General features: G+C 70.5%; 23 protein-coding genes. 12 read left to right on the plus strand and 11 right to left on the minus strand.

The features are described from left to right. Positions 1 to 55: 55 nt before the first annotated feature. Both CA983_RS01300 and panD read right to left on the minus strand, forming a co-directional pair. Entirely contained in the window at positions 56 to 400 is a 345-nt protein-coding gene (locus CA983_RS01300) for a GNAT family N-acetyltransferase (RefSeq protein ID WP_086598997.1), read from the minus strand. A gap of 28 nt (positions 401 to 428) precedes the next feature. Further along, positions 429 to 848 carry an aspartate 1-decarboxylase gene (gene panD / locus CA983_RS01305; protein WP_086598998.1) on the minus strand — a complete coding sequence of 140 codons (420 nt, stop codon included), beginning with the start codon at positions 846 to 848 and terminating at the stop codon, positions 429 to 431. Between the two features lie 1,601 nt (positions 849 to 2,449). Between panD and CA983_RS01315 the strand changes: the two genes are divergently transcribed. The 4 genes from CA983_RS01315 to CA983_RS01330 all read left to right on the plus strand — a co-directional run bounded on the left by CA983_RS01315 (position 2,450) and on the right by CA983_RS01330 (position 6,757). Further along, entirely contained in the window at positions 2,450 to 3,328 is an 879-nt protein-coding gene (locus tag CA983_RS01315) for an SDR family oxidoreductase (RefSeq protein ID WP_086598999.1), read from the plus strand. A gap of 535 nt (positions 3,329 to 3,863) precedes the next feature. Then, positions 3,864 to 4,607 carry an SDR family NAD(P)-dependent oxidoreductase gene (locus tag CA983_RS01320; RefSeq protein ID WP_208636859.1) on the plus strand — a complete coding sequence of 248 codons (744 nt, stop codon included), beginning with the start codon at positions 3,864 to 3,866 and terminating at the stop codon, positions 4,605 to 4,607. Between the two features lie 69 nt (positions 4,608 to 4,676). After that, entirely contained in the window at positions 4,677 to 5,486 is an 810-nt protein-coding gene (locus CA983_RS01325) for a phytanoyl-CoA dioxygenase family protein (RefSeq protein ID WP_086599000.1), read from the plus strand. Positions 5,487 to 5,533: 47 nt separating this feature from the next. Beyond that, the gene (locus CA983_RS01330) at positions 5,534 to 6,757 is read left to right on the plus strand and encodes an aromatic ring-hydroxylating oxygenase subunit alpha (RefSeq protein WP_208636860.1); all 1,224 of its coding nucleotides are present in this window, start codon (positions 5,534 to 5,536) and stop codon (positions 6,755 to 6,757) included. A 215-nt stretch (positions 6,758 to 6,972) separates the two neighbouring features. On the opposite strand, the gene CA983_RS01335 is transcribed toward CA983_RS01330, so the two are convergent. Genes CA983_RS01335 through CA983_RS01345 form a run of 3 tightly spaced genes read right to left on the minus strand, consistent with a single transcriptional unit; the run spans position 6,973 to position 10,088 of the window. Further along, on the minus strand, positions 6,973 to 7,935 hold the full coding sequence (locus CA983_RS01335) for an NAD-dependent epimerase/dehydratase family protein (RefSeq protein ID WP_086599001.1): 963 nt from the start codon (positions 7,933 to 7,935) through the stop codon (positions 6,973 to 6,975). After that, on the minus strand, positions 7,932 to 9,236 hold the full coding sequence (locus CA983_RS01340; protein WP_086599002.1) for a nucleotide disphospho-sugar-binding domain-containing protein: 1,305 nt from the start codon (positions 9,234 to 9,236) through the stop codon (positions 7,932 to 7,934). Before CA983_RS01340 ends, CA983_RS01335 begins: the two co-directional genes overlap by 4 nt. A gap of 9 nt (positions 9,237 to 9,245) precedes the next feature. Continuing rightward, positions 9,246 to 10,088 (minus strand): SDR family NAD(P)-dependent oxidoreductase, encoded by an 843-nt coding sequence (locus tag CA983_RS01345; RefSeq protein WP_086599003.1) that lies wholly within the window; start codon positions 10,086 to 10,088, stop codon positions 9,246 to 9,248. Between the two features lie 151 nt (positions 10,089 to 10,239). Between CA983_RS01345 and CA983_RS01350 the strand changes: the two genes are divergently transcribed. Next, positions 10,240 to 11,475: a cytochrome P450 gene (locus tag CA983_RS01350; RefSeq protein ID WP_158101816.1), complete on the plus strand. Its 1,236-nt coding sequence runs from the start codon at positions 10,240 to 10,242 to the stop codon at positions 11,473 to 11,475. Positions 11,476 to 11,484: 9 nt separating this feature from the next. Here the strand turns inward: CA983_RS01350 and CA983_RS01355 are convergent, their stop codons facing one another. Continuing rightward, positions 11,485 to 11,850 carry a nuclear transport factor 2 family protein gene (locus CA983_RS01355; RefSeq protein WP_086599054.1) on the minus strand — a complete coding sequence of 122 codons (366 nt, stop codon included), beginning with the start codon at positions 11,848 to 11,850 and terminating at the stop codon, positions 11,485 to 11,487. Between the two features lie 221 nt (positions 11,851 to 12,071). Between CA983_RS01355 and CA983_RS01360 the strand changes: the two genes are divergently transcribed. The 5 genes from CA983_RS01360 to rfbA are packed head-to-tail and all read left to right on the plus strand — an operon-like array spanning position 12,072 to position 16,673. Further along, positions 12,072 to 12,851, plus strand: coding sequence for a cyclase family protein (locus tag CA983_RS01360; RefSeq protein ID WP_086599005.1), 780 nt, complete (start codon positions 12,072 to 12,074; stop codon positions 12,849 to 12,851). A 32-nt stretch (positions 12,852 to 12,883) separates the two neighbouring features. Further along, positions 12,884 to 13,594, plus strand: a complete 711-nt coding sequence (locus tag CA983_RS01365) for a class I SAM-dependent methyltransferase (protein WP_086599006.1) — start codon at positions 12,884 to 12,886, stop codon at positions 13,592 to 13,594. 41 nt (positions 13,595 to 13,635) lie between these two features. Continuing rightward, positions 13,636 to 14,745 (plus strand): DegT/DnrJ/EryC1/StrS family aminotransferase, encoded by a 1,110-nt coding sequence (locus tag CA983_RS01370; protein WP_086599007.1) that lies wholly within the window; start codon positions 13,636 to 13,638, stop codon positions 14,743 to 14,745. Between the two features lie 26 nt (positions 14,746 to 14,771). Further along, positions 14,772 to 15,749: a Gfo/Idh/MocA family protein gene (locus CA983_RS01375; protein WP_086599008.1), complete on the plus strand. Its 978-nt coding sequence runs from the start codon at positions 14,772 to 14,774 to the stop codon at positions 15,747 to 15,749. A 48-nt stretch (positions 15,750 to 15,797) separates the two neighbouring features. Next, positions 15,798 to 16,673, plus strand: a complete 876-nt coding sequence (gene rfbA, locus CA983_RS01380; RefSeq protein WP_086599009.1) for a glucose-1-phosphate thymidylyltransferase RfbA — start codon at positions 15,798 to 15,800, stop codon at positions 16,671 to 16,673. 57 nt (positions 16,674 to 16,730) lie between these two features. On the opposite strand, the gene CA983_RS01385 is transcribed toward rfbA, so the two are convergent. The 3 genes from CA983_RS01385 to CA983_RS01395 all read right to left on the minus strand — a co-directional run bounded on the left by CA983_RS01385 (position 16,731) and on the right by CA983_RS01395 (position 19,861). After that, positions 16,731 to 18,245 (minus strand): alpha/beta fold hydrolase, encoded by a 1,515-nt coding sequence (locus tag CA983_RS01385; protein ID WP_086599010.1) that lies wholly within the window; start codon positions 18,243 to 18,245, stop codon positions 16,731 to 16,733. Next, a complete protein-coding gene (gene rfbB / locus CA983_RS01390) occupies positions 18,242 to 19,261 on the minus strand; it encodes a dTDP-glucose 4,6-dehydratase (RefSeq protein ID WP_086599011.1) in 1,020 nt (339 codons plus the stop codon). Before rfbB ends, CA983_RS01385 begins: the two co-directional genes overlap by 4 nt. 165 nt (positions 19,262 to 19,426) lie before the next feature. Beyond that, complete coding sequence (locus CA983_RS01395; RefSeq protein WP_086599012.1) at positions 19,427 to 19,861, minus strand: ester cyclase; 435 nt, start codon at positions 19,859 to 19,861, stop codon at positions 19,427 to 19,429. A 176-nt stretch (positions 19,862 to 20,037) separates the two neighbouring features. Here CA983_RS01395 and CA983_RS01400 point away from each other — a divergent pair, with 176 nt between their 5' ends. Beyond that, entirely contained in the window at positions 20,038 to 21,105 is a 1,068-nt protein-coding gene (locus CA983_RS01400) for an SDR family oxidoreductase (RefSeq protein WP_086599013.1), read from the plus strand. Here the strand turns inward: CA983_RS01400 and CA983_RS01405 are convergent. Both CA983_RS01405 and CA983_RS01410 read right to left on the minus strand, forming a co-directional pair. Further along, the gene (locus CA983_RS01405) at positions 21,098 to 22,429 is read right to left on the minus strand and encodes an activator-dependent family glycosyltransferase (protein WP_086599014.1); all 1,332 of its coding nucleotides are present in this window, start codon (positions 22,427 to 22,429) and stop codon (positions 21,098 to 21,100) included. The genes CA983_RS01400 and CA983_RS01405 overlap by 8 nt on opposite strands. 137 nt (positions 22,430 to 22,566) lie before the next feature. Continuing rightward, on the minus strand, positions 22,567 to 23,142 hold the full coding sequence (locus CA983_RS01410) for a TetR/AcrR family transcriptional regulator (RefSeq protein ID WP_086599015.1): 576 nt from the start codon (positions 23,140 to 23,142) through the stop codon (positions 22,567 to 22,569). 190 nt (positions 23,143 to 23,332) lie between these two features. Between CA983_RS01410 and CA983_RS01415 the strand changes: the two genes are divergently transcribed. Next, the gene (locus CA983_RS01415) at positions 23,333 to 25,084 is read left to right on the plus strand and encodes an ABC transporter ATP-binding protein (protein ID WP_244206557.1); all 1,752 of its coding nucleotides are present in this window, start codon (positions 23,333 to 23,335) and stop codon (positions 25,082 to 25,084) included. Positions 25,085 to 25,182 lie beyond the last annotated feature (98 nt).

Below are 25,182 nucleotides of genomic sequence, written 5' to 3' on the forward strand. Positions count from 1 at the left end.
GGCCAGGTGGGGGTAACGGGGCCGGGCTCGGGCACCGTACGTCCCGGCTCGGGAGTCAGAAGCGGCCAGGATGTTCGGTCAACCAGCCCTTCGCGGCCGTCAGCAGGGCCTGGTCAGCCGGTGGGGCCTCGTCGGGGTGGCGTTCGGACCACCTGGCGACGTAGGGGCAGAGCGGGGCGACGGCACAGTGCTCACGGCCGGCGATGCCGTAGAGCTCTCGTGCCAGCGCACCCGCGATGCCCTGGCCCTCGTGGGCCGGTTCGACGATCGTGTGCACGGGCACGAGCGCGCGTTCGGGGCTGTCGAGGACGAAGTACTCGATGCGGCCGACGACTTCACCGCCGGACACCGCCTCCAGGCGGCCCGCCGCCCGGTCGTCACGGATCTCCAGGTCCCTCATGGACACGCTCCTGTCCCCTGTACGCCGGTCAGGCCCGGACGGCCTGCGGGCTGCGCTGCTGGTCCGAACCCGGTACCGGCTCGGACGGGTCGGCGCCGAGGTCCACGATCCGGTTGTCGCGGTCCACGTGCACGACCCGGGGGGTGAGTGCCCGCGCCTCGGCGTCCGTCACCTGGGCGTAGCTGATGATGATCACCAGATCGCCGGGGTGGACGAGATGGGCGGCGGCCCCGTTGATCCCGACGACACCGGATCCGCGCTCGCCCTCGATGACGTAGGTCTCCAGCCGGGCGCCGTTGGTGATGTCCACGATGTGCACCAGCTCGCCGGGCAGCAGGTCGGCGGCGTCCAGCAGGTCGGCGTCGATGGTCACCGATCCCACGTAGTGCAGGTCGGCCTGGGTGACGGTGGCGCGATGGATCTTGGACTTGAACATGGTGCGCAGCATTTTGAACTCCTAGAGGACGGCTCCCTGCCAGATTTGTGCAGGTCAAGGGCGTTCTTCACTGTACACGGGCACGCTTCGGACTCGAAGATTGTGAGGAACATCGCTTCACTCTGGCGCGAAGGCTCCCTGCCTGCGTTTCCGTGCGAACCAGGCCGCCGCGAAGCGGTCGGCCAGGAGCTCCATCCCGGTCCAATGCTGACTGGATGCCGACTTACCTGATGGGTCACCAGGTAAGTCGAGGGATCGACGGTGTTCCGTTCCTTGTAGAGCTCGGTGTAGTGGCTGACGGGCCTGCCGCCCCTGTTGCCCTCAGTTGCACCTGCGTCACACGTAACGGTCTACCGGAACCCACCCTGCAGCAGGAGCAAAATCGCAGATTGATCACAACTGGATACGCACCCCAACTGGGGTGGCATTTTCCCTCTTCGCTACGCCCAAGGCGCATGACGAAGTCTCGGATGACGACGGTTGCGGGCGCCCGGTCGGCCAGGGACTTCCAGCCGATCGGAGCGGATCACGACGGCACAACCGGTCATCCGCGGCCAGGCGAGGTGGTAGGAGCTCCTCTCTCACTCGGTGCGCAACAGAAAAACGGGGCTTCGAAGTTGAGCGGTGCGCCGGTTTGGCTTGCTGACGCGGCCCTCCATGTTGGGCCGGGCGTCTTGGCCCTGGAAGCAAGGCGCCCTGGCTGACGGAACCCGGCGGGTCCACCTGGCACGGCCGATGAGAGGGCCCTGGCGTGCCCGGCCTGCGGGGTGTTCGCCACCCGGTGAAGGACTCGGCGGTGACCCGGCCCCGCGATCTGGCGAGAGCGGGCTGGAGTTCCGCTGGTGCAAGCACCGCCGGTGGTGCCGGGAGCCGGAGCCGCCTATCGACACAGCCACGCGCCGCTTCAGGACGGTGGCGCGCAGTATGGAGAACACTCCCCCTGGAATGAGACAGCAACGTCCCGTAAAGGAAATCCAGACTCTGAATCTGGGGCACCGACTGCTAAGGTGAGCTCATGTCCAGTGCTCCTCGGGAAACGGGAGCCCGCGCACGCACGCGTCGGGCGATCCTCAGCGCTGTGGCCAATGTGCTGTCCCGCCGGCGTGGTGCCACGCCGGCCGAGATAGCGGCGGGCGTCGGACGCAGTACTCTCCAGCGGTATTTCCTGGACCGGGAGGAGCTCGTCTCGGCGGTCGTCGAGGACTCGCTGCAGCGGCTCGAGCACTCATCGAAGGAGGCGCGGACCGACGAGGGCCCGCCGGTGGACGCGCTGCGCCGGCTGGTGACCGCCATGCTCGATGTCGGCGACCACGTGCTGTTCCTGTACGGCGACCCGCGCATCACAGATGCCCCCGCCACGCCGGACAGCCCTGATCCGGCGGCTGAGGAGATCGGCCGACTGATCAGACACGGCCAGACCGCCCGGACGTTGGACCCCGAAGTGAGCAGCGACTGGATCGAGCAGGTGCTGTGGGCCACGTGTCCTCCGGCTGCGTGGCCGTCAACAGGGGGAACTGCCACGTCACGGCACCTCCGCATGGGTCATGAGCACGCTGGAGAACGGCATCGGGGCATGCGGCATCTGACGGACGTGATGAGACGAAAGGTGATCCATGACCATTCTGGTGACCGGCGCTACCGGCAACGTCGGGCGCAATGTCGTCCGGCAACTCGCAGAGCGGGGCCACGACGTGCGGGCCCTGACCCGCAGGGCGAGGCCCGGGGCGGCCCCCGAGGGAGTCCGGGTCCAGGAGGGCGATCTCACGCATCCGAAGACGCTCAAGGACGCCCTGGAGGGAGTCGACGCACTTTTCCTCTTCCCGGTGGCGGCGACCGCCGAGGAGGTGGTCGGTATGGCGAAGTCGGCAGGTGTGCGGCGCATCGTGGTGCTCTCCTCCGGTGCGGTCACCGCCGGCTACGACACCGACTTCCACCTGCCGGTGGAGCGGGCGGTCGAGGCGTCGGGGCTGGAGTGGACGCATGTGCGCCCCGGTGAGTTCGCCATGAACAAGCTGGCTCTCTGGGGGCCACCGATCCGCGCCGAGCGCGTGGTGCGTGAGCCCGCCCCGGATGCCGGCTGGTTCCCGGTGCACGAGCAGGACATCGCCGACGTGGCCGTCCTCGCTCTGACCGAAGAGGGCCATGCCGGGCAGGCGTACACCCTCAATGGTCCCGAACTCCTCACCCACCGGCGGCAGGTGGAGCTCATCGCCGATGCGATGGGCGAGGAGATCCGGTTAGAAGTGGTCACGCCTCAGCAGGCCCGCGAGATCTATCTCGCGCAAGGCGGCTTCGCGGCGGAGAACGTGGACTTCCTCCTCGGGTTCGAGGATTACGGCGGCAACGAATCGGACCCTTCGGCGGAGGCGGAGGCTGAGGCGTTCGACCTGTCGTCCCTGGGCCCCATGCCGACGGCCGAAGCCGTCACCGGAAGGCCGGCGCGTACCTTCGCCCAGTGGGCACGGGACCATGCCGACGAGTTCCGCGCCTGACGAACGTCCCGCCCGCCGCCGGTGAACCGCCGGCGGCGGACCACCCAGTCCGGGACAAGCCCCGGGGGACCGGCCGTATCTCAGCGCGGTGGCGCCTGCGCCAGGGACGATGCGCCGGCGCCCGGACGGGGGAGGCGGATCTCCTACACCATCGGCGGGCGGCCCCGGCGGACGGATCGGCCGCAGCGTCTTCAAGTTCCACCGGGTCTCGAACGAATGACCAACGGCCGCGCCCAGAGTGCCCGGAACGCCCCGGACTCAAGGGGAGGCGCCGTCGAGTCGCCAGACCGAGAGTGCATCCGCACCGACCACCTCGATCCGGCCACACACGGACGCGGCATCGCACGGGCCCACGGCCCCTCGCTCAGCCTGTCGGCCGTCACGCACCCGCGGGGGGGGCGGGCAGCCCCGACGCGCCGAGTGCGCCGGCGCGCCACCAGGCGTCGAGTCCCTGTCGAGACCGCGAATCTAGCGTCGAGCCATGACTGACGCGACAGGTCACAGCCCGCAATCCCACCCCACCGGTAGCGGCCCCATGCCACGCACTGTGATCGTCACAGGCGGCGGTACGGGCATCGGCCGGGCCACCGCCCGCGCTTTCAGCACACAGGGCTGGAAGGTGCTGGTCGTCGGCCGTACCGAAGCCACACTCGCGCAGACCGCCGGAGGTTACGAGGGCGTGCGCGTCCTCACGGCGGACGTGACATCGGCCGAAGGGCCCGCCCTGGTCGTCGACACCGCCCTGCGGGAGTTCGGCAGGATCGACGCCCTGGTCAACAACGCTGCGGTCGCGGGAATGGAGGCCTTGGAGGACATCGACCGCGAAGCGGTGGAACGCCAGTTCGGCACCCATCTGGCAGCGCCCCTGTTTCTGGTGCAGCGAGCCCTCGGAGCCCTGGAGAAGTCACACGGTGTCGTGATCAACGTGGGGACCGCCGCGACTCTGGGATTGAGTGCCGCTCCGACCGGTGCCCTGTACGGAGCGAGCAAGGCGGCCCTCGACCACCTGACACGGACCTGGGCCGTCGAACTGGCACCACGCGGCATCCGCGTCGTCGGGGTGGCACCGGGTGTGATCGACACCGGCATCGGAATCCGCATGGGCATGTCCGCGGAGACCTACCGGCACTTCCTCACCGACATGGGGGCGCGTATCCCGGCAGGGCGTGTCGGACGTCCCGAGGACATCGCCTGGTGGATCACCCAGCTCGCCCGTCCCGAGGCCGGATACACCACCGGAATGGTGCTCCCGGTGGACGGCGGACTGTCGCTCGTCTGACGTCGTCACCCCGCCTCACCGGCCACGCGAAGGCCGCCATATCGCTCCCGCAGCAGAAGGAGAAACGCCGTGCAGGACATCGAGCCCCGCGCCACCGCGGGAGCTCCCGCCGAGAGTGAACCGGCGGCCATGGAACGGCTCGCGGCACGCTATCGCCGGGACGGGTTCGTCCACGTGCCAGGCGTACTGGACGCCGAGGAGACCGCTCAGTACCTGGCCGAAGCCCGTCGGCTCCTCGTCGACGACCAACCGGCCCGGTGGGGATCCGGTGACGAGACCGTCATGAACTACATCCCGGACGCCCAGCTCAGAAGTGAACCGATGCGTCGCCTCGCCACCCATCCGCGGATCGCCGATATCGCCGAGCGGCTGGCCGGCACCCCGCTGCGGCTGTTCAAACTGGAGGTGTTGCACAAGGAGAGGGAAGGCTCGGCCCCCACCGACCCGCACCACGACGTGTTCGCCTTTCCCTTCTCCACAGCCGGCACGGCACTGACGGCGTGGGTGGCCCTGGTCGACGTTCCCGTGGAACGCGGATGCATGACTTTCGTCCCGGGATCGCACTTGCTGCCGCCGCCGGACACCGGCGCCGACCCCTGGGCGAGCGCCTTCACCCGGCCCGGGGAGATGTGGATGCCGCGGATCACGGTGCCGCTACGGGCAGGTGACTGTACTTTCCACCACGCCCGCACCGTCCACAGCGCCGGAGCGAACACAACGCAGACGCCCCGGTTCTCGACGTCCGCCGTCTACATGGACGCCACGGCGTCCTACCTGCCGACCGGCATGCCCTTCCTGGACGACCTGCCCGAAGCCGGGGCGGAGACCTTGCGGGAGGGCGCCCCCCTCGCGGGCGACCGATTCCCGCTGCTGCGCTGAGGCGGCTGCTGATCACCGCCTCGTTCCTCCGAAGCAAGGAGACCGACTTGACCGACTTGACGGCCCATCAGACAGGCTCGGCGACTCCGGGGCGGGGGTCTCCCTCCGTTCCCGCGCTGTCGCCGGAGGCCTCCGAGCTCCTCGCCGAGATCGGCGGCTATCTGACGGAGGACCCGCCCGCCCTCAGCCTTCCGCCCCGCGCGTTCGCCTCTGACGAACTGTACGAACTGGAGCGGCACAAGGTGTTCGGCAGGTCGTGGGTGCTCATCGCCCACACCGACCAGCTCTCCACACCCGGCGACTACGTGTCCCTCACCATCGCGGATGAGCTCGTGCTTGTCACCCGCGGCAAGGACGGCGGGCTGCACGCGATGTCGCCGATCTGCCGGCACCGCATGATGCCGGTCGTCGACACGGGCGCCGGTCACACCGACCGCTTCACCTGCCCGTACCACCTGTGGCGTTACGGACTGGACGGCAAGCTGATCGGCGCCACCTACATGCGGCGCAACGAGGCGTTCGACCCCGCGGCCTGCCGGCTGCCGGCGTTCGCCGTCGAGGAGTGGCACGGCTTCGTCTTCGTCAATCTGGACGACACCGTGGAGGCGCTCGCCCCACACCTCTCCCGCATCGAGAACGACCTGGTCAACTACCGGCTGGACGAGATGGTCCTGGTCGGGGAGTGGGTCGAGGAGTGGCACTGCAACTGGAAGATCGCGGTGGAGAACGCACACGAGAACTACCATGTGATGGGCTTCCACCCGGAGACGCTGGAACCATCGACGCCGGGCCGCTCCGACACCGATCTGCGCGACGACACCCCCTGGGCGCTGCGCTTCCGCATCCGCCTCACCGAGCCGCAGCAGCCCACCGTCCTCCCCTTGGACGACGACGAGAAGGCGCACCTGTACGACTTCTTTGTCTTCCCCACCGGAAGCCTGGCCGCCGCCGGAGAAACGCTGATCTGGCTGAGCATGATCCCTCTGTCCATCGACCGCACACAGGTGCGCGGCGGCATGCTCGTGCCCGGTGCCCAGCTGCAGGGCATGAGTGAGGCCGAGCTCAAGGAGATGCGCGAGGGCGTGGAGTCGTACGCCGCGATGATCAATGCGGAGGACCGGCGAGGACTGGAAGCCGTGCAGCGGTCCGTGGGCTCCCGGTTCGCCGCACGCGGTCACCTCAGCCCCAAGGAACCGGCCGTCATCTCCTTCTACCAGAACCTGGCCCGTGCCCTGCTGCGCAGCGACGGCGAGTGGCCCGGTGCTCTCTGACCCGTCCCGCCACCGCGCCGGCGTGCTGTACCCGGCCCCTCAGGCCCCGCTCGGCGGAAAGCCGTAGAGCCCCCCGGTCGCGGACGCGCGTTCGCTCCGCCACCCCGGCGACACCGCGCCGTCCGGACCCGCATCCGAACGGCGCGGAGCTGGTCCGGGACGGCGTCCGGCCGCCCCACGGCTGGACGGCCGGACGTGGCGGTCCCCCGCGGAACTCAGCCGACCGGCCGGTCGTGCACGGCAGGTCGCCCGGCACGCGCAGTGGCCCACATGTCGGCCATCGCCCGGTCGAGACCGACCACCGGACGCCATCCCAGCACCCTTCGAGCGAGGGTGATGTCCGCCCGTGTCCAGCCGCCCCCCTTGCTCTCCACCTGCGCCGAACGCTCCCTCACCGCGTGGCGGGGGAATCCCGAGGCGGACACCAGCATGCGGACGAGTTCGCGTATGGGCAGCGCCTCGCCCCGCCCGATGTTGATCACCTGCCCGACCACGGGGGCACGGGCGGCACGAACAACGGCGTCGGCCAGATCCCGCACGTCGATGTAGTCGCGCCGGGCATCGGCGACCGTGAGGTCGAGTCCTTCCTCGGCGGACGCCGCTGCCAGCTTGGCGACAACCGCGCCGAGGAAGCTCGCCTCGGTGGTGTACGGCCCGCAGACGTTGACGGCGCGCAGCACCACCCCTTCGGCCTCACCGGCCCGGGTCGCGGTCAGCACCGCCTCCGAACCGGCGTACTTGGTGCGCGCGTACGAGGTCACCGGATCCGGTGTGACGTTCTCGTCGATGGAGAGGCCCTCGGGCACGAACCCGTACTCGTGGATCGTGCCGACCTGAACGATCCGGGGCCTGCGGGGCATCGGGGCGGTCGCGGCGAGGAGCCGGTGGACCAACTGGACATGGGCCAGATGCATGTCCTCCTCGGTGAGCGCCCACCCCCCGGTCGCGTTGACGACCACGTCCGCACGCGCGGAGCCGAGCAGCGCCGCGAGCGCGGCCGGGTCGGCGGTGGCCACATCGAGAGCGTGGAAGGCATGGCCGGTGACGTCAGGCCTGGCCCGGCGGGCGATGCCCAGGACCTCGTATCCGTCCCGGCGCAGGGCCGTGCACACCGCGCGGCCGACACAGCCGGTCGCGCCGAGGACAGCGGCCACGGGCCGGGGCTTGGCATGGGTCATCTGCTCTTCACTCCTTGGCTGGTGCGGTGTGCGGTGGTCAGGCGTTCCAGTACGGGGACGAGGTCGGCCGGGGGCGGGGTGGCGAGCGACGCGGCACGCAGCGCGGCGGCGGCCCTGGCGAAGGACGGCGTCCGAAGGACGCGCAGGAGCATGCCGCGCAGTTCGGCTGCGGAGAGTTCCTCGGCCTGCCGGCACAACCCGGCACCGAACTCGGCGACCCGCCGCGCCTCGGGGATGCCCAGCCCTCGTCGAGTGGGAAGCATGAGCTGCGGGACACCATGGGCGAGAGCGCCGGCGATGTCGTTCGGCCCGCCGTGGTGGATGAGGGTGACGCAACTGGGCAGCAGGAGGTCCAGGGGAACGCCGTCGGCCAGGCGGACGTTGTCCGGGAGGTCCCCCAGCGCGTCGGGCAGACCGGCCGGGAGGGGTACGACCACCTCGGCGTCCACGTCGCAGACGGCGTCGAGGAGGGCGGGGGCGGATGCCGGGAGGCCGTCGACGCCGAGGAAGAAGCGGTCGAGGGCGAGGCACACTCTGGGCCGGGTGGGCGGTTCACACAGCCAGTCGGGCATGTGCGAGAAGCCGTTGTACGGCACATGACGGACGGGGACCTGACGGTGGGACACCGGCAGGCGGAGCGGGGCGGGCAGCGAGTTCACGGTCCACTGGCCCAGGACGGCCTCCTCTGCGAACACACGGCCGTGTTCGGCGAGGATCGGGCCCAGCCATTCCCGGAACGCGTCCTCGCGCGGGGCATCCGGATGCGCCCGCGGTAGAGCGCGGTACCGCCCCCGCGTCCAGCCCACGAGGTCCAGACCGGTCACCAGGCGGGCGTGAGCGGCGCCGTCGGCCATGGCGGCGACGGCACCGGCGTGGTCGGTCGAGTCCCACACGACCAGATCGGGACGCCAGTCCCGGAGGAAGCCCACGAGTTCGGCGATCACCGGGCGGGAAGCGGTGGTCCGTCGGGCATGACGGGCCCGGGCGGTGAGCGCCGTGTGGACGCGGGCGTGGGCCGGCTCCTCAGCGAGGTCGCCGAAGGGGGAGTCGCCGAGCCAGGCCTCCTCCTCGGGCCCGGACGACGCGGGTGGCTCCTCGACGCGACCCGGACCGGTCGCCCCGTCCTGTCCGTTGACCTCTCCGAGCGGCACGGCTGCGAGGCCCGCGGCAAGGATGTCGTCGTGCACCTCGGGGCGGCTGGCCATGCGCACGTCGTGGCCGGCCGAGCGCAACGCCCAGGCCAGTGGTACCTGCGCGTTGACGTGAGGGGTGGCGGGAAAGGGGGTGAACAGGACCCGCATTGCGTCACCTCACCCGCCCCTACGGCTGAGGTACTCCCAGGCGGTGTATTCGCGCAGGCGTTCGCGCAGGCTCGCCACCACCTCGTCCCAGGCCCGGTCGCCGAGGACGATCCGGCGCGGCGGGCTGGCCATTCGGGAGACCTCCAGAACCACCTGCGCGGCCGCGGCCGGTGAGGCCGGCGGCGGGGACTCGGTCCAGGACGCCTCCAGCGCGGCACGGACGCCGTCGTAGGCGGGGTGGGGCGCGGTGACGGTGGTGCCGAGGTGGCCGAGGCCGGTGTCGTACGGGCCCGGCTCCAAGAGGGTGACATGAATGCCGAGAGGCCCGGCCTCGGCGGCGACGGCCTCGCCCATCGCGCCGAGCGCCGCCTTCCCCGCGCTGTAGATTCCACTGCCCGCGGAGCCCCCGCCGGCTCCCATCGCCGTCACCTGGACGAGGTGCCCGGCTCCCTGGGCCCGCAGCACCGGCAGGACCGCCTGGGTCACCCAGAGCGCACCGAAGAAGTTGACGTCGAGATGGTCGCGGACCTGCTCCTCGGTGGTCTCCTCCACCATGCCGAGGACGAGCTGGCCGGCGTTGTTGACGACGACGTCGAGCCGGCCGAAGGCCGCCACCGCACGGTCGACCGCCGCGAAGACGTCGGTCCGGCGGCTCACGTCGAGCGGGAGCACCACCAGCCGGCCCTCGTGTTCGTGGCCGTCCAGGCAGGAGACGTCGCGAGCCGTGGCGACCACCCGTTCCCCGGCCGCGAGCGCGGCCTCGGCGAACGCGCGGCCGAGGCCGCGGGAGGCTCCGGTGATGAACCAGACCCGGCCGGCCGAGGGGCCGCCAGGAGCGGGAAGTTGAGTCATCGCGCCACCATCGCCGAGGCTCATCGAGTTTGCGTTGAGCCACACTCGAACGGCGCCCTCCACGCTACGCACGTCATGCCCGGCGCAGCATATGCGCGCCCGCACCCGGCCCGCGGGTGCGACGGCCGGCCACCGAGCGAGGGAGACCCGTATGAACACCGCCGACGAAGTCCTGGACCGCCTCCTGGCGCCCGGGCAGGACGATCCGTACCCGCTCTACGCCGAGCTGCGCCGCCGTGCACCGGTGCACTTCAGCCCGCAGCTGGGCGGTTACGTCCTCACCCGGTTCGAGGACTGCTCCCACGTGATGAAGAACCCGGCGCTCTTCCCGGCGCCGGATGCGGCATCGGTGGCGTCCTTCCTGCCGGAACACAGCAAGTACGAGGCGTTCCGGGTGCTGGTCGGCTCGATCGTCAACGCCAACCCGCCGGAGCACACGAGGCTGCGCCGGCTGGTCAGCCGGGCGTTCACGGCGCGGCGGGTGGAGTCGCTGAAGCAGGGCGTGATGACGATCGCAACGGGCCACGTGGACAAGGTCGAGGCCCGCGCCCGTGACGGAGCGGTCATCGACTTCCATGCGGAGCTGTCCGTGCCCGTACCGCTTCAGGTGCTGGCCCGGCTGATCGGCCTGCCGCTCGAGGACGACCGGCTGCTCGCCGAGCTGATCCCGCGGATCATCAACGTGGTCGATCCGACCAGTGACACGGCGACCCTGCAGGACGCGGACAAAGCCCTGGACTCCCTGCTGGGGCGGCTGTGGGAGCTGGTCGAACGGCGCCGCCGGGAGCCGGCGGACGACCTGGTGTCGGGTCTCGTGGCGCTGGAGGCAGACGGTTCCGACGGCGCGGACCACCTGTCAGAGGACGATCTGAAAGCAGTCCTCGTGGCGCTGCTCACGGCCGGGTTCGAGACCTCGGCCACCGCGATCGACATCAGTGTGCACACCCTGCTCACCCGTCCCGAGCACCGGGCGTCGCTGCGCACCTACGAGGGGGCTCTGCGGTTCGTCGACGAGGTGCTGCGCTGGGACTCCCCGGCACCGATGTCGGCGGGATTCCGGTACGCGGCTCAGGACGCGGACTTCGGGGAGTACCGGGTGCCGGCCGGGTCGCCGGTGCGGGTGCTGCTCGGGGCGGCGAACCGGGATGCGCAGGCCAATGCGGACCCGGACCGTTTCGACCCGGACCGGCAGGCGCCCCGCACACTGGTCTTCGGCGGAGGAATACACCACTGCCTGGGCATGAACCTGGCCCGGATGGAGATCGCCGCCGTACTCATGGCGATCGCGGAACGGCTCCCCGGCCTGCGGTTCGCCGAGGAGCCGGTACGCCGACGGTCCGTACCGCTGCGGGACTTCGCCTCGTTCACCGTGCGGTTGGACGGCTGAGCGCCGGTCTCAGGGACGGTCGTCGCGGGTGACCCGGCGCTCCCGGACGAGCAGCCGGCCGTTTTCGCGGACCAGGACGTCCTCGCAGACGCACAGTAGGTGCAGCCTCGGTTCTCCTCCTCTGGGAGTGGCGAAGATCTGCGCGTAGCTGCGGACCGCAAGGGCGTCGTCGTCCAGCGGGTCGACGTGCACCATGGAGAGCACATGCCGGTGGACCTCGCCGGATTCGGCGAGGCCGGCGGCCGACTTGCGTACTCCTGCGGCGAGTGCCTCCCGGCCGCGGACGGGTTCGGGGAGGGACGGCGGGGCGAACACGCCGTCCTCGGTGAAGGTTCGGGCCCAGCCCTCGGCGTCCCCCTCGTCCAGCAGGTGCATGTGGCGGGCGTAGAACTGCTGTACTTCGGCGACCACTTGTGCGGACACGGCGTCTGACACGTGTTCTCCTCGGGTGTTCGAAGCCGGTGGAAGTGGGAGGACGATCCCCCACCGGCTTCGAGATCCGTTCAATGCACCGCCCCAGTCATCCTCCAACAGGGCTCGCTCCGCTGCGCCGAGGATCGGATCGCCCTCTCGTCCCGGCGGCCCGAAGGTGACGCATGCGCCTGATCGATCTGTCCTCCCCGGTGGATTCCTCCTTCGTCGAGCCCGACCCGGTGGTCCATGACGTACTGACCCCGCGCCAGGGCGCCGAACACATGAGCGCGGAGATGCGGGAGCACTTCGGCATCGACTTCGATCCGGACGAACTGCCGGACGGCGAGTTCCTGTCCCTGGACCGGATCTCCCTCACGACGCACACCGGTACCCACGTCGACGCGCCCTCGCACTACGGCTCCAAGGCGGCGTACGGCACGGGTGTTCCCCGGCACATCGACGAGATGCCACTGGACTGGTTCCACCGCCCGGGCATGGTCCTGGATCTGACCGACGCGGCGACCGGTGTGGTCGGCGCGGAGCGGCTGGAGAAGGAGTTCGCCCGGATCGGGCGGCGGCCGGAGCCGCTGGACATCGTGCTGCTGCACACCGGCGCGGACTCCCGGGTGGGGACACCCTCGTACTTCACCGACTTCGCGGGACTCGACGGACCGGCCGTGGAGCTGTTGCTCGACCTGGGGGTGCGGGTGATCGGGACGGACGCGTTCAGTTTGGACGCCCCGTTCGCCGACATCATCGCCCGCTACAGGGCCACCGGGGACCGTTCGGTGCTGTGGCCGGCCCACTTCACCGGGCGGCGGCGGGAGTACTGCCAGATCGAGCGGCTCGCCGGACTCGCCTCGTTGCCCGGCCCGTACGGCTTCCGGGTCTCCTGCTTCCCCGTGAAGATCACCGGCGCGGGGGCCGGCTGGGCGAGGGCCGTGGCCATCGTCGATGACTGACCGACCGATCCGATCCGACCTCCGGGAGAGCGATGTACGGACAGGAACTCGCCAAGGTCTACGAGATCTTCTACCGCAGCCGTGGCAAGAACTGGGCCGCGGAAGCGGAGGAGGTGACGCGGCTGATCCGTGAGCGGATGCCGCAGGCCGACACGCTGCTGGACGTCGCCTGCGGTACGGGCGCCCATCTGACCACGTTCCGCGAGTCGTTCTCGCAGGTCGAGGGGCTGGAGATCGCGCCGCCGATGCTGGAAACGGCGCGACAGCGGCTGCCCGGCGTCCCCCTCCACGAGGGGGACATGCGCGACTTCGCGCTGGAGTGCACCTTCGACGCGGTGGTCTGCATGTTCTGCGCCATCGGTTATGTCGGCACCGTCGAGGAGATGCGTGCCGCGGTACGTGCCATGGCGGACCACGTCTCCCCCGGTGGCGTGCTCGTCATCGAGCCGTGGTGGTTCCCCGAGGACCACATCGAGGGCTACGTCGCGGGCGACCTCGGGCACGAGGACGGGCTGACCGTCGCCCGGATCTCGCACTCGACGCTGCAGGGCAGGGCGACCCGGATGGAGGTGCGTTTCCTCGTCGGAGACGCCTCCGGCATACGGGAGTTCACCGAGATCGACGTGCTGTCACTGTTCACCAAGGACGAGTACACCCAGGCGTTCCTGGACGCCGACTGCTCCGTCGAGTACCTCCCCGGCGCACCAACCGGGCGGGGGCTGTTCGTCGGCATCCGCCGCTAGACAACCACGACCGACCGACCGATCGGAGGGGCCGACCGCCCATGACCACCTACGTGTGGGACTACCTGCCCGAGTACGAGAACGAACGCGACGACATCCACGACGCGGTGGAGACCGTGATGCGCTCCGGGCAACTGGTGCTCGGCCGCAGCGTCCGCGGCTTCGAGGAGGAGTTCGCCGCCTACCACGGGCTTGCGCACTGTGTCGGCGTGGACAACGGGACCAACGCCATCAAGCTGGGCCTCCAGGCCTGTGGCATCGGACCGGGCGACGAGGTGATCACGGTGTCGAACACCGCGGCACCGACCGTCGTCGCCATCGACGGCACCGGTGCGACGCCCGTCTTCGTGGACGTGGACCCCGACACGTACCTGATGCGCGTCGACCAGGTCGAAGCGGCCGTCACCAGCCGCACCCGAGCCGTGCTGCCGGTGCATCTGTACGGCCAGTGCGTCGACATGGCACCGCTGCAGGCGCTGGCCGAGCGGCACGGCCTGGTGCTCTTCGAGGACTGCGCACAGGCTCACGGCGCGCGTCACCACGGGCGACTCGCCGGCACGATGGGCCGGGCGGCGGCCTTCTCCTTCTACCCGACGAAGGTGCTGGGCGCGTACGGGGACGGCGGCGCAACCGTGACCTCCGACGACGAGGTGGAGCGCGATCTGCGCCGGTTGCGCTACTACGGCATGGAGGAGCGTTACTACGTGGTACGGACTCCCGGCCACAACAGCCGTCTGGACGAAATCCAGGCGGAGATCCTGCGCCGCAAGCTGACCCGGCTCGACTCCTATGCGCAGGGCCGGCGCGAGGTGGCCCTGCGGTACGCGGAGGGGCTGGGCGACACCGAGCTGGCGCTTCCCACGGTCGCGCCCGGCAACGAGCACGTCTACTACGTCTACGTGGTGCGCCACCCGCGGCGCGACGAGATCATCGAGGCGCTCAAGGCCTACGACATCTCACTCAACATCAGCTATCCCTGGCCGATCCACACCATGAGCGGGTTCGCGCACCTCGGGTACGAGCGGGGTTCGCTGCCGGTGACCGAGCGCGTCGCGGACGAGATCTTCTCCCTGCCGATGTACCCCTCCCTGGCCCCCGGCGTCCAGGACAAGGTGATCGGCGCGCTGCGCGACGTACTGGCCGCTCTGTGATGGACACCCGCCGCGGTCCGTTGAGGATGGGCGTGCTGGGGTGTGCCGACATCGCGCTGCGCCGGATGCTTCCGGTGCTGGTCGAGGAGCCGGGCACCGAGTTGGTGGCGGTGGCCAGCCGTGACACCCGCAAGGCGGCACAGACGGCGGATCGCTTCGGGTGCGACGGGACCGTCGGTTACGACACGCTGCTGCGGCGGGACGACATCGACGCGGTCTACATCCCGTTGCCGCCGGCCCTGCACCATCACTGGGTCACCGAGTCCATGGCGGCCGGGAAGCACGTGCTGTGCGAGAAGCCGTTGTCCACGTCCTACGCCGACACTCTGGATCTCATGAAGCGGGCTCACGAACACGGTCTCGTGCTTGCCGAGAACTTCATGTTCCTCCACCACTCGCAGCATGCCGAGATCCAACGGCTGCTGGAGGACGGTGCAGTGGGGACGGTGCAGGTCTTCAGCAGCTCCTTCGGGGTGCCGCCGCTCGACCCGGCGGGCTTCCGCTACCGCCCGGAGCTGGGCGGTGGCGCACTGCTGGACACCGGCGTCTATCCGCTGCGCGCGGCCCAGTTGTATCTCGGCACCGAACTGGAGGTGCTGGGAGCCACGCTGCGGATCGACGAGCGCACCGGGGTCGACGTCGCGGGCACGGCCCTGCTGTCCGCCGCCGACGGCACCGCTGCGCACCTGGCATTCGGATTCGACCACGCCTACCGGTCGCACTACGCCTTGTGGGGCCGGGCGGGCCGGATCACGGTCGAGCGGGCGTTCACCCCGCCGGAGCACCTGAGGCCCCCGGTGCTGATCCATCAGCAGGACCGGTACACGGAGCTGACGTTGACGGCTGACCACCAGGTACGCGGTGCGGTTCGGGCGTTCACCGCGGCGATCCGCTCGGGGGCCGAGGGCCCGCTGCACGAGGAGACCACCTTGCGTCAGGCGCAGTTGGTGGAGGAGGTGCGTCTGCGGGCCCGGCGGTTCCCGCACCAGCCCGGCCGGGCGTGAGCAAGGGCCATCAATCAGGACGGCGCGGCTACGAGGACGGGGAGCAACATGAAGGGCATCATTCTGGCCGGAGGCGCGGGAACCCGGCTGTACCCGATCACCCTCGCGGTGTCGAAGCAGCTCATACCGGTCGGTGACAAGCCGATGATCTACTATCCGCTGTCGGTGCTGATGCTGGCCGACGTCCGCGAGATCCTGATCATCGCCACTCCGGCGGACCTGCCGCAGTTCCGGCGGCTGCTCGGGGACGGATCACACCTCGGTCTGCAGATCGACTACGCGGAGCAGGCCCATCCGGGCGGGCTGGCCGAGGCGTTCATCATCGGCGCGGACCACATCGGTACGGACTCCGTGGCGCTGGTCCTCGGCGACAACATCTTCCACGGGCAGCGGTTCTCCGACGTGCTGGCGGAGCACGCGGGGGACATCCACGGCTGCGTGCTGTTCGGGTACGCGGTGCACGATCCCCACCGCTACGGCGTGGGGGTGACGGACGAGGAGGGGCGGCTGGTGTCCATCGAGGAGAAGCCGGCCCGGCCGAGGTCCAACCGGGCCATCACAGGGCTGTACTTCTACGACAACGACGTGGTCAACATCGCGAAGAACATCACCCCTTCGCCGCGCGGCGAGCTGGAGATCAGCGATGTGAACCGGGTCTATGTGGAGCGCGGCACGGCTTCACTGGTCGACCTGGGGCGCGGGTTCGCCTGGCTGGACACCGGTACCCCGGAGTCGTTGCGGGAGGCGGCCCAGTACGTGAGCATCCTGGAGCACCGTCAGGGCATCCGGATCGCCTGTGTGGAGGAGGTCGCCCTGCGGATGGGGTTCATCGACGCGGAGGCGTGCCACGCCCTGGGGGCCGCGATCGGCAAGTCCGAGTACGGCCAGTACGTGATGTCGATCGCGGGCGAGTTCGGCCGCTGACCCCTCGGCGACCGCTGTGGAGGGGGTCGGACCCTCCGGCACCCTCCATGCACGGCCTCACGGCTCCTGCACCGCCGGGCAGCTCGTCCGCCGCGCCACAGCGGTCCGCGGGTCGGCCAGATAGCCGTCGACCCGTGTGCGGACGCAGTCGCTGACCCCGTAGATTCCGTGGCCCCAGCCCTCATAGGTCAGCAACCGGGCCTTGGGGCCGGCCTGCCGGGCGACTCTCTCGGCCCACTGGTGGGGCGATGACGGGTCGTGCCGGCTGTTGGTCAGCAGGATCGTGGGGGCGTCGTCACCGAGCCGGAGGGGCCCCTGCGGGTTGTTGGCCGGACCGGTCATGCCGAGACAGTCGGTCACGCTGCTCCAGGCGACGGCGCCGAGCCGGGTGTGCGGGGCGGCGGCTGTGGCGAGGGCGCGCAGCCGCAGGACGTCGGCGGCGCCCCGCACCCGCATCCGGTAATCGGCGCAGAAGGCGGCGCTCTGCGGGTGATGGATCGTGGACGGCGTGGACGGCCCACTCGCCGAGGCGGCCACACCCTGGCCGTCGCCGAACAGACACCCGGTCCGGTCGGCCGCGACCTGGGCGAGGCAGGCGGACAGTTCCGCCCAGCGGCGCTGGAAGAAGAAGAACGAGACCTGGCTGCTCAGCAGATACCCGTCGAGGGTGAACGGGGGCGCACCGGGAACGGTGGCGGTCAGTTCACCCCGCTCGGCCCGGGCGTGCAGCCGGTCGTACCAAAGGGCGGTACCGTCGGCCCGCCCGGGGCAGGTGGGAGTGCGGTCGCACCAGTCGGCGAAGCCCCGGAAGGAGTCCTCGACGGCCGCCGACCGCTCGGCGACCCAGCGGGTGAGGTCCGCGGTGTGGTCCAGGTTGCTCTCCCACACCGCGGCGCGCAGCCGGGTGGGGAAGAGTTCGGCGTACGCCTGACCGGTGAGCGTGCCGAAGGAGTCGCCGTAGAAGGAAAGGTGCCGCTCGCCCAGCGCCGCCCGGACTGCGTCCATGTCGCGGGCGACGCTGCGGCTGTCCATGTGGTCGAAGACCGGTCCGGTGATGGCCCGGCAGCCGGCTGTGTAGGCCTGGTACGCCTCGACCGTACGCGTGTACTCGGTCTCGGTTGCCGGGACGACGGGCACGTCCGCCGGGTAGAGGGCGGCGTCACACAGGACGGGGTTGCTGCGTCCGGTGCCGCGCACGTCCATGGCGATGACGTCGAAGCGGCGGCGGGTCTCGGCCGAGAAGAGCCGGGGGTCGTGCGTGACGGCGTCGACGCCGGAGCCGCCGAGCGCGCCCTGGCCGTAGAACAGCACGCCGATGCGCTGCTCGGGCGCGGCAGCCGAGCGCCGGGCGAGCGCGACCTCGACCGTGGCGCCGCCGGGTTCGTCCCAGTCGACCGGAAGGGTGATGCGCCCGCAGTCCAGCGTGCGATCCTCCGGCGCCTCGGGGCACGGGGCCCAGACGATGCGCCCGGTCGACGGCCCGTCGGCCTGGGCGACGGCCGCAGAGGGGGCGACGAGGAGACCGGGCAGGGTGGCGGCGAGGGCGCCCACGGCGGTGAGCCGCCGACTCATCGGTCCGCTCCCGCCGTGGCCCAGCCGCCCTCGGCGACAGGGGCGCGGTCCAGCAGCGGTTCCCACCACGAGCGGTGCTCGGCGTACCAGCGGACGGTCTCCCGCAGCCCTTCGGCGAAGTCGATCCGGGGACGCCAGCCGAGCTCGTCGCGCAGGGTGCTCCAGTCGAGGACGTAGCGGCGGTCGTGGCCGGGCCGGTCGGGCACGATCTTCTTCAGGGAGGACGGCAGCCCCAGTTCGTCGAGGACGAGGTCCGCGATCTGCTCGACGGACGCCTCGACGCCGGTGCCCACGTGGTAGGTCCGGCCCACTTCGCCGCGTTCCAGTACGGCCTCGATGGCACGGCAGTGGTCCAGCACATGGATCCACTCGCGCCGGTTCTGGGTCTGTGCGTACATCTGGAGGCGTTTGCCGTCCAGGGCGGCGGTGGTGAAGGCGGGGACGACCTTCTCCGGGAACTGGTGAGAGCCGTAGTTGTTCGCGCAGTTGGAGATGGTGACCGGCAGGCCGAAGGTGTGGTGGTAGGCGCGGACGGCGTGGTCGGCGCCGGCCTTGCTGGCGTTGTACGGGGTGCGCGGACGGTAGGGGCTCGACTCGGTGAACAGGTCGGTGCTGTCCAGGTCCAGGTCTCCGTACACCTCACAGGTGGAGACGTGGTGGAAGCGTCCGACACCGACTCGTCGGGCGGCCTCCAGCAGCGTCTGCGTGCCCAGCACGTTCGTCCGGAAGAACCGCCCCGGCTCCAGCACGGCGTACGAGTTGTGGGACTCGGCCGCGAAGTTCACGACCGCATCCACCCGGTGGGTGCGCAGCACACGCTCCATGGCCACAAGGTCGTCGATGCTCGCATGCTCGAAGACGATGCCGTCGCGGACGTTGTCGAGGTTGGCCAGGTTTCCTGCATACGTCAGCGCGTCCACGACGACGACGCGGTCCTCGGGGTGGGTCCCGCGCCAGTGCCTGACGAAATGCGATCCGATGAATCCGGCCCCGCCGGTGATCATGAGGGTGCCCATGCCGGTCACGATAGGAACGCCGGTTGGTGAACCGGCCGGAGACGGCTGGAGGCCGAGGCGGCGGGGAGCCGGTGCCTCGGCCGCCGGTGGCCGGCCGTGCTGCGGCGGTTCTGACCACGATGCCCCGGCATCGCGGTCAGAACCTTCGGGCCTCTCAGGCCCCGACTAGGGTCGCCAGCCGCCCGCCTCCGGCCACGGGTCGCCCAACTGGCGCAGGGTGCCCTGGAACTCGGGCCAGTCCCGGTGGTCGCGGATCTTGCCGTCCACGAAGCGGAACAGGTGCACCTGCTCACCCGCGAACCGCCTGCCCGTGGGGGCGAAGCCCACCAGGTTGCCGACGTGACGGCCGTAGAGCACGAGGTAGGCGCGGACCCACTCGCCGTTCTCCTCGATCTTGACCTCCTCGAGCCGGGCCTCCTCCGAGAAGGTCGCCCGGACCCACTTGACGATCAGGGCGAAGCCGTCGGGGCCGGGCGGGATGCCGTGCTCGAGCGTGGCGGGGTTCAGGTACTCCGCGTGCAGGTACTCCGCGGCGTCGTCCGTCCTTCCGGTGTTGAAGGCCTCGATCACCCGGCGTACGGCGTCTGTCTGATGGCTCATCGTCTGCGCTCCCGGTCCCTGTCGTCGTCCAGCGGATCTGTGCAACGTGACATCCGGCAGTCGCCGAAGCGTCGACTTGCACTCGACGCCGTCCAACGCGCCCCCAGCCGAGCACGAGAGCCGTCGCCCATGCTGGCCCGGCCCAGTCGAATCCCTCAGAGAGGTGTGTGCGGCACATGAGCGGTCAGGAAACCGGTGACGGAATCACCTTCATCAACACCTTCACGCTGTCCGGCTCGCCGGAGGAGTTCGAGGAGGCGTTCGCGCGGACATCGCAGTACATGGCACGGCAGCCGGGATTCGTGGAGCACACGCTCGCCAGGCACACGAAGGACCCGCAGCGGTACGTCAACATCGCCCGCTGGCAGGACGCCGAGTCCCTGCAGCGAGCCGTTGCACAGCCCGAGTTCCAGGGACACGCGGCTGCGCTGCGGGCCCTTGCCACCAGCGACCCGCAGATGTACGCGCCTGTCCGCACGGCTCGCCGGGCGCCGTCCGACGAGGCCCCGGTGGTCGTGGTCACCGGAGGCGGCACCGGCATCGGGCGGGCCACCGCGCACGCCTTCGCCGAGCAGGGCGCGCGGGTCCTCGTCGTGGGCCGCACGCAGGACAGTCTGGTCGGGACGGCCAAGGGCTACGACACGATCCGGACGGCCGTCGCCGATCTGACCGCCGAAGGCTCGGCCGAGGAGGTGGTGGCGGAGGCCTTGCGCGTCTTCGGCCGGATCGACGTACTGGTGAACAACGCGGCCGTCTCCCTGCACGGCACTCTCGCTGATCACACCCGCGAGCAGGACCTGACCCAGATCGGCACCAATCTGCTGGCGCCGATCGCGCTGACCCGGGCCGCCCTGGACGCGCTGGAGGCCAGCGGCGGGACAGTGGTCAACATCAGCACGTCGGGATCACTGGGGTCGCGCACCTGGCCGGGGGCGAGCGTCTTCGGGGCCAGCAAGGTGGCCCTGGACTTCCTGACCCGGACCTGGGCGGTGGAACTCGCCCCCCGCGGCATCCGGGTGATCGGTCTCGCCCCGGGGGTCGTGGACAGCGGGATCGGAGTCCGGATGGGCATGTCCGGGGAACAGTACGACGGCTTCCTTGCGGAGATGAGTTCCCGGGCCCCGGCGGGCCGGGTGGGACGGCCGGAGGAGATCGGCTGGTGGATCACCCAACTGGCCCGGGACGAGGCCCGTTACGCCACCGGCGTGGTGGTGCCGGTGGACGGGGGGCTCTCGCTCACCTGAAGTCCGCGGCGCCGAGGCGCCGGTGCCGGGTCGTCAGGTGTTGCAGTGTCGGTACGAGGTCGCCGGGTGCGGGGGTGGCCAGCATCTCCTCGCGGAGGTCGGCCGCCCGCCGTGCGAACGAGGGGTCGTCGAGGACCCGGGCCAGCATGCCGCGCAGTTCCCCGGCGGAGAACCCGTCCACATCGGGGATCCGCATGCCGGCTCCGGCCGCCTGCAAGCGTTCGGCCTTGCGGGCGGTGTCCCAGATCATGTCCGGGACGAGCACCTGGGGGACACCGTGTGCGAGGGCGGTCTGGAAGGTGCCCGCTCCACCGTGACTGATCACGGCCGCGCAGGTGGGCAGCAAGGCGTCGAGCGGCACGAAGTCCACGACCCGCACATTCGCCGGGAGCCCGGCGCCCAGCGCGGCCACCTGCGCGGCATTGAGCGTGGCGACCACTTCGACATCGAGGGTGGCGACGGCGGCCACGATCTCGGCGACGGAGGCGCGATCCCTTCCGAACACCTCCTGCTGGGAGACGCCGAGCGTGATGCAGACACGTGGCCGGCCCGGCGGTTCGAGCACCCAGGAGGGGACGACCGCGGGGCCGTTGTAGGGGACGTACCGCATGGGGACGCGCACGACGTCGCTGGGCAGCGCGAGCGGGGAGGGGACCGGGTCGATGGTCCACTGCCCGGTGATCGCTTCCTCGGTGAAGTGGAGTCCGTACTCCCCCAGCGTCTGGCCCAGCCACTCGGCCATGGGGTCGTCCCGTACCTCAGGTGCCCGCTTCGCCAGCGCGGCGAGGTGGTGCCCACGCATCCAGCCGACCAGGTCGAGGCCGAACAGCAGGCGGGCGTGGGCGGCACCGGAGGCCAGCGCGGCGACCGGGCCCGCGAAGGTGAGGGGGTCCCACACGATCAGGTCCGGCCGCCACCAACGGGCGTACCGGACCAGGTCGTCGGTCATCTGCCAGGAGAAGTACCGGAAGATGAGCGGGCCGTAGGCCGCGAACACACCCTGGGTGTAGTCGTGGGTGAGCCGCTCGGGGTCGGTCTCGGAGATGTCCAGGACCTCCGGCCAGGTCGCCGTGTCGACGGCGTACGGGGAGGCCTCCGTCTCGTCCTCGCGCCCGGCCCACTCGTCGGCGGCGGCCGCGTCCTCGGCCTGGTTCAGCGGTTCGCCGACCGTGACGGCGGTCAGCCCCGTACGGGTGATCGTGTCGGCCAGGTCCGGCTGGCTCGCGACGCGCACGTCATGACCGGCCGTCCGCAGCGCCCAGGCGAGTGGCACCTGCGCGTAGAGATGCGACCGCGCGGCGAACGTCGTGAACAGAATCCGCATGCCAACTCCCGTGCCTCGTCCGTCGGTTCGGCGCACACCGTAGAGAGGCGGTGGCGGATTCCGCTCGCAAGGCGCTGGAACCGCGGGGGCCGGCCGGCAGCCGGCGGCATGGTGCCGCGGACTCCGCTCCGGCTGTCTCAGCTCTGCCCTCGGATGCCGTTCTCCAGCACACGGACGACCGCGTCTGCGACGCCGGGCCGTGGCAGCACCCCGCGCCGAGCCGACTCGCAGCCGGCGTAGACCAGGGCCCACAGGATGTCCCGGAGCCACTCCACGGCCGCGGTCGGGTCGAAGACTCCCTCCGCCTGACCGCGCTTGATCAGGCCGGTGACCATCCGGTCCACCGAGTCCGGGTCCTCACCGGGGTCGAACTCTCCGAGGGACCGGGGGTCGCCGTACAGAAACAGCAGCCGATCACCGGTACCGACCAGCGCCGTTGCCAGGCGCCGCACGGCCTCCGACGGCGTCCCCTCGTCCACGGCCGCGTCCTGGACCGCCTGCCGGATCACCAGGTGCGCATCGGCGACGGCCGCCCGCAGCAGGACGTCCCGGTCGGGGAAGTAGCGATGCAGCGTACTGCGCCCGATCTCGGCTGCCCTGGCGATGTCCGCCAGCGTCGCGGCCCTGTCCCGGGCCAGCACTTCGGCCGCCGCGCTCAGGATGGCCCGTCGGGTACGACCACGCGTCCCGGACTCTACCGATGAACTTCCCATGGCCTGAATCTAGCATACAGCAGACTGATTTAAGATATTGGTATGCTGTTTCGGGACATCAATGTTCCATTTCTAAACTTGGACGCACTGGAACGTGCGCCGCAAGAAAGGGGCCCCTATGGGCTTGGACGGCACGGTGTTAGCGGACACGCCACCCGGGACTCCCCCGGGACGGTTCCCCAACCTCCGCGTGCTCTGGTCCTTCGTGCGGCCGCACCGCTGGACGCTGGCGGCCGCCGCCGCCCTGACCGCCGTCACCACGGGAACCATGCTGGTCACCCCCATGGCGACCAAGAGCATCCTGGACGGCCTGGCCGACAAGGCGCCACTGGCCCGTCCCCTGTGGATACTGGTCGCTCTGCTGGTCGTGGGCGGGGTCGTGGGATGGGTACGACTGATCCTGCTCGGCCGGCTGGCCGAGCAGATCGTGCTGGATGCCCGCGTCACCATGGTGCGGCGCCTACTGCGCGTGCCCATCGGCCGACTCGGTCGGCGCTCACCGGGTGAACTCGTCACCAGGGTCACCTCCGACACACTGCTGCTGAGGGAGGCCGCGTCCTCCACCGCGCTGGATTTCTTCAGTGCGGTGATCACTCTCGTCGGCTCGCTCGCCCTGATGGCGACCCTCGACTGGGTGTTGCTGGCCGTCATGGTCGGGGCGATCATCGCGATCGCAGCTGTGATCGGCCTGGTCATGCGCCCGCTCGCGGCGGCCCAGCAGGAGGCTCAAGCGGCGATCGGCCGGCTGGGCGGCATCCTGGAAGGTGCTCTGAGGGCGATCCGTACTGTGAAGGCGAGCCGTTCCGAGACCTGGGAGAGCGACCGTGTCCTCACCGAGGCGCACAAGTCCTTCCGGCAGCGCATGCGCGCCGTGCGCATCGAGGCACTCGGCTGGACCCTGACGGGGGTCGGCTTCCAGGGCGCGATCCTGGTGATCCTCGGTGTGGGCGCCTGGCGGGTCAGCCTCGGGCAACTGACCGTCTCCGGGCTCGTCGCCTTCCTGCTCTACGCGTTCCTGGTGGTCGAGCCCGTCACCCAGCTCAGTCAGTCGGTCTCCACGCTCCAGTCCGGAGTCGCCGCATCCGCGCGCATAAAAGAGATCCAGGACCTTCCGGTGGAGGACATCCACGCGGTACCGCAACGGACGTCGGCTCCGGTGACGGGCGGTGCCACCCCGGTGCTGACCTTCCGTGACGTGACGGCCCGTTATTCCCCGGGTGTCAGGCGGGCGTTGAACGGGGTGAGCGCGGACATCCCCCGTCACGGACACACGGCGGTGGTAGGCCCGTCGGGCGCGGGAAAGACCACCTTGTTCTCCCTCATACTCCGCTTCCTGGAGCCGGAGCACGGTGCCGTGGTCCTGGACGGCGTCCCCCTGCAGCAGTACTCGCTCGACGAACTGCGCCGACGTGTGGTCTACGTCGAGCAGGACACCCCGCTGCTGCCGGGAACCCTGCGGGAGAACCTGTGCTACACCCACCGCGACGCGGATGATGAGGCGCTCTGGAACGTCCTTCGGGAGGTCCGGCTCGAGGAGAAGGTCCGCTCCCTGGAACACGGCCTCGACACCCCGCTCGACGGCACCGTGGTCTCCGGCGGCGAGCGCCAGCGCATCGCGCTGGCCCGTGCCCTGGTGAGCCGGCCGGAGGTGCTGCTGCTGGACGAAGCGACCGCCCAGCTGGACGGGCTGACCGAGTCGGCGATCCATGACGCCGTGGTCAAGGTCGCCGCCCGGGGCGCGGTGATCACCATCGCCCACCGGCTGTCCACGGTCGTCGACGCTGACCAGATCCTCGTCATGGAGGACGGCGTGTGCCGGGCCACCGGCACCCACGACGAACTCCTGGCCGTCGACGACCTGTACCGGGACCTGGTGGCGGCGCTGCGCATCGCGACGATCAACCAGAGCGCCCAGGACCGGGACGCGGCCGTGACCGGCTAGGGGTGTCGGGCGTTCGACGGCGGGGCCGCGGAACGCCGTCGAGCAACCGTCGCCCGGGGGAACATGCTGGGGAGCCGTTGGCGCGCTCCACGGCATGT

Origin of the sequence: Streptomyces swartbergensis, assembly GCF_002148965.1 — a bacterium.
In the GTDB taxonomy this organism is placed as follows: Bacteria; Actinomycetota; Actinomycetes; order Streptomycetales; family Streptomycetaceae; genus Streptomyces; species Streptomyces swartbergensis.

What these genes read in the sequence shown, in the direction of transcription:
- CA983_RS01300 (WP_086598997.1), bottom strand. Translation starts at nt 400, where the DNA reads ATGAGGGACCTGGAGATCCGTGACGACCGGGCGGCGGGCCGCCTGGAG.
- panD (WP_086598998.1), bottom strand. Translation starts at nt 848, where the DNA reads ATGCTGCGCACCATGTTCAAGTCCAAGATCCATCGCGCCACCGTCACC.
- CA983_RS01315 (WP_086598999.1), top strand. Translation starts at nt 2,450, where the DNA reads ATGACCATTCTGGTGACCGGCGCTACCGGCAACGTCGGGCGCAATGTC.
- CA983_RS01320 (WP_208636859.1), top strand. Translation starts at nt 3,864, where the DNA reads ATGCCACGCACTGTGATCGTCACAGGCGGCGGTACGGGCATCGGCCGG.
- CA983_RS01335 (WP_086599001.1), bottom strand. Translation starts at nt 7,935, where the DNA reads ATGACCCATGCCAAGCCCCGGCCCGTGGCCGCTGTCCTCGGCGCGACC.
- CA983_RS01340 (WP_086599002.1), bottom strand. Translation starts at nt 9,236, where the DNA reads ATGCGGGTCCTGTTCACCCCCTTTCCCGCCACCCCTCACGTCAACGCG.
- CA983_RS01345 (WP_086599003.1), bottom strand. Translation starts at nt 10,088, where the DNA reads ATGACTCAACTTCCCGCTCCTGGCGGCCCCTCGGCCGGCCGGGTCTGG.
- CA983_RS01350 (WP_158101816.1), top strand. Translation starts at nt 10,240, where the DNA reads ATGAACACCGCCGACGAAGTCCTGGACCGCCTCCTGGCGCCCGGGCAG.
- CA983_RS01355 (WP_086599054.1), bottom strand. Translation starts at nt 11,850, where the DNA reads ATGCACCTGCTGGACGAGGGGGACGCCGAGGGCTGGGCCCGAACCTTC.
- CA983_RS01360 (WP_086599005.1), top strand. Translation starts at nt 12,072, where the DNA reads ATGCGCCTGATCGATCTGTCCTCCCCGGTGGATTCCTCCTTCGTCGAG.
- CA983_RS01365 (WP_086599006.1), top strand. Translation starts at nt 12,884, where the DNA reads ATGTACGGACAGGAACTCGCCAAGGTCTACGAGATCTTCTACCGCAGC.
- CA983_RS01370 (WP_086599007.1), top strand. Translation starts at nt 13,636, where the DNA reads ATGACCACCTACGTGTGGGACTACCTGCCCGAGTACGAGAACGAACGC.
- CA983_RS01375 (WP_086599008.1), top strand. Translation starts at nt 14,772, where the DNA reads ATGGGCGTGCTGGGGTGTGCCGACATCGCGCTGCGCCGGATGCTTCCG.
- rfbA (WP_086599009.1), top strand. Translation starts at nt 15,798, where the DNA reads ATGAAGGGCATCATTCTGGCCGGAGGCGCGGGAACCCGGCTGTACCCG.
- CA983_RS01385 (WP_086599010.1), bottom strand. Translation starts at nt 18,245, where the DNA reads ATGAGTCGGCGGCTCACCGCCGTGGGCGCCCTCGCCGCCACCCTGCCC.
- rfbB (WP_086599011.1), bottom strand. Translation starts at nt 19,261, where the DNA reads ATGGGCACCCTCATGATCACCGGCGGGGCCGGATTCATCGGATCGCAT.
- CA983_RS01395 (WP_086599012.1), bottom strand. Translation starts at nt 19,861, where the DNA reads ATGAGCCATCAGACAGACGCCGTACGCCGGGTGATCGAGGCCTTCAAC.
- CA983_RS01400 (WP_086599013.1), top strand. Translation starts at nt 20,038, where the DNA reads ATGAGCGGTCAGGAAACCGGTGACGGAATCACCTTCATCAACACCTTC.
- CA983_RS01405 (WP_086599014.1), bottom strand. Translation starts at nt 22,429, where the DNA reads ATGCGGATTCTGTTCACGACGTTCGCCGCGCGGTCGCATCTCTACGCG.
- CA983_RS01410 (WP_086599015.1), bottom strand. Translation starts at nt 23,142, where the DNA reads ATGGGAAGTTCATCGGTAGAGTCCGGGACGCGTGGTCGTACCCGACGG.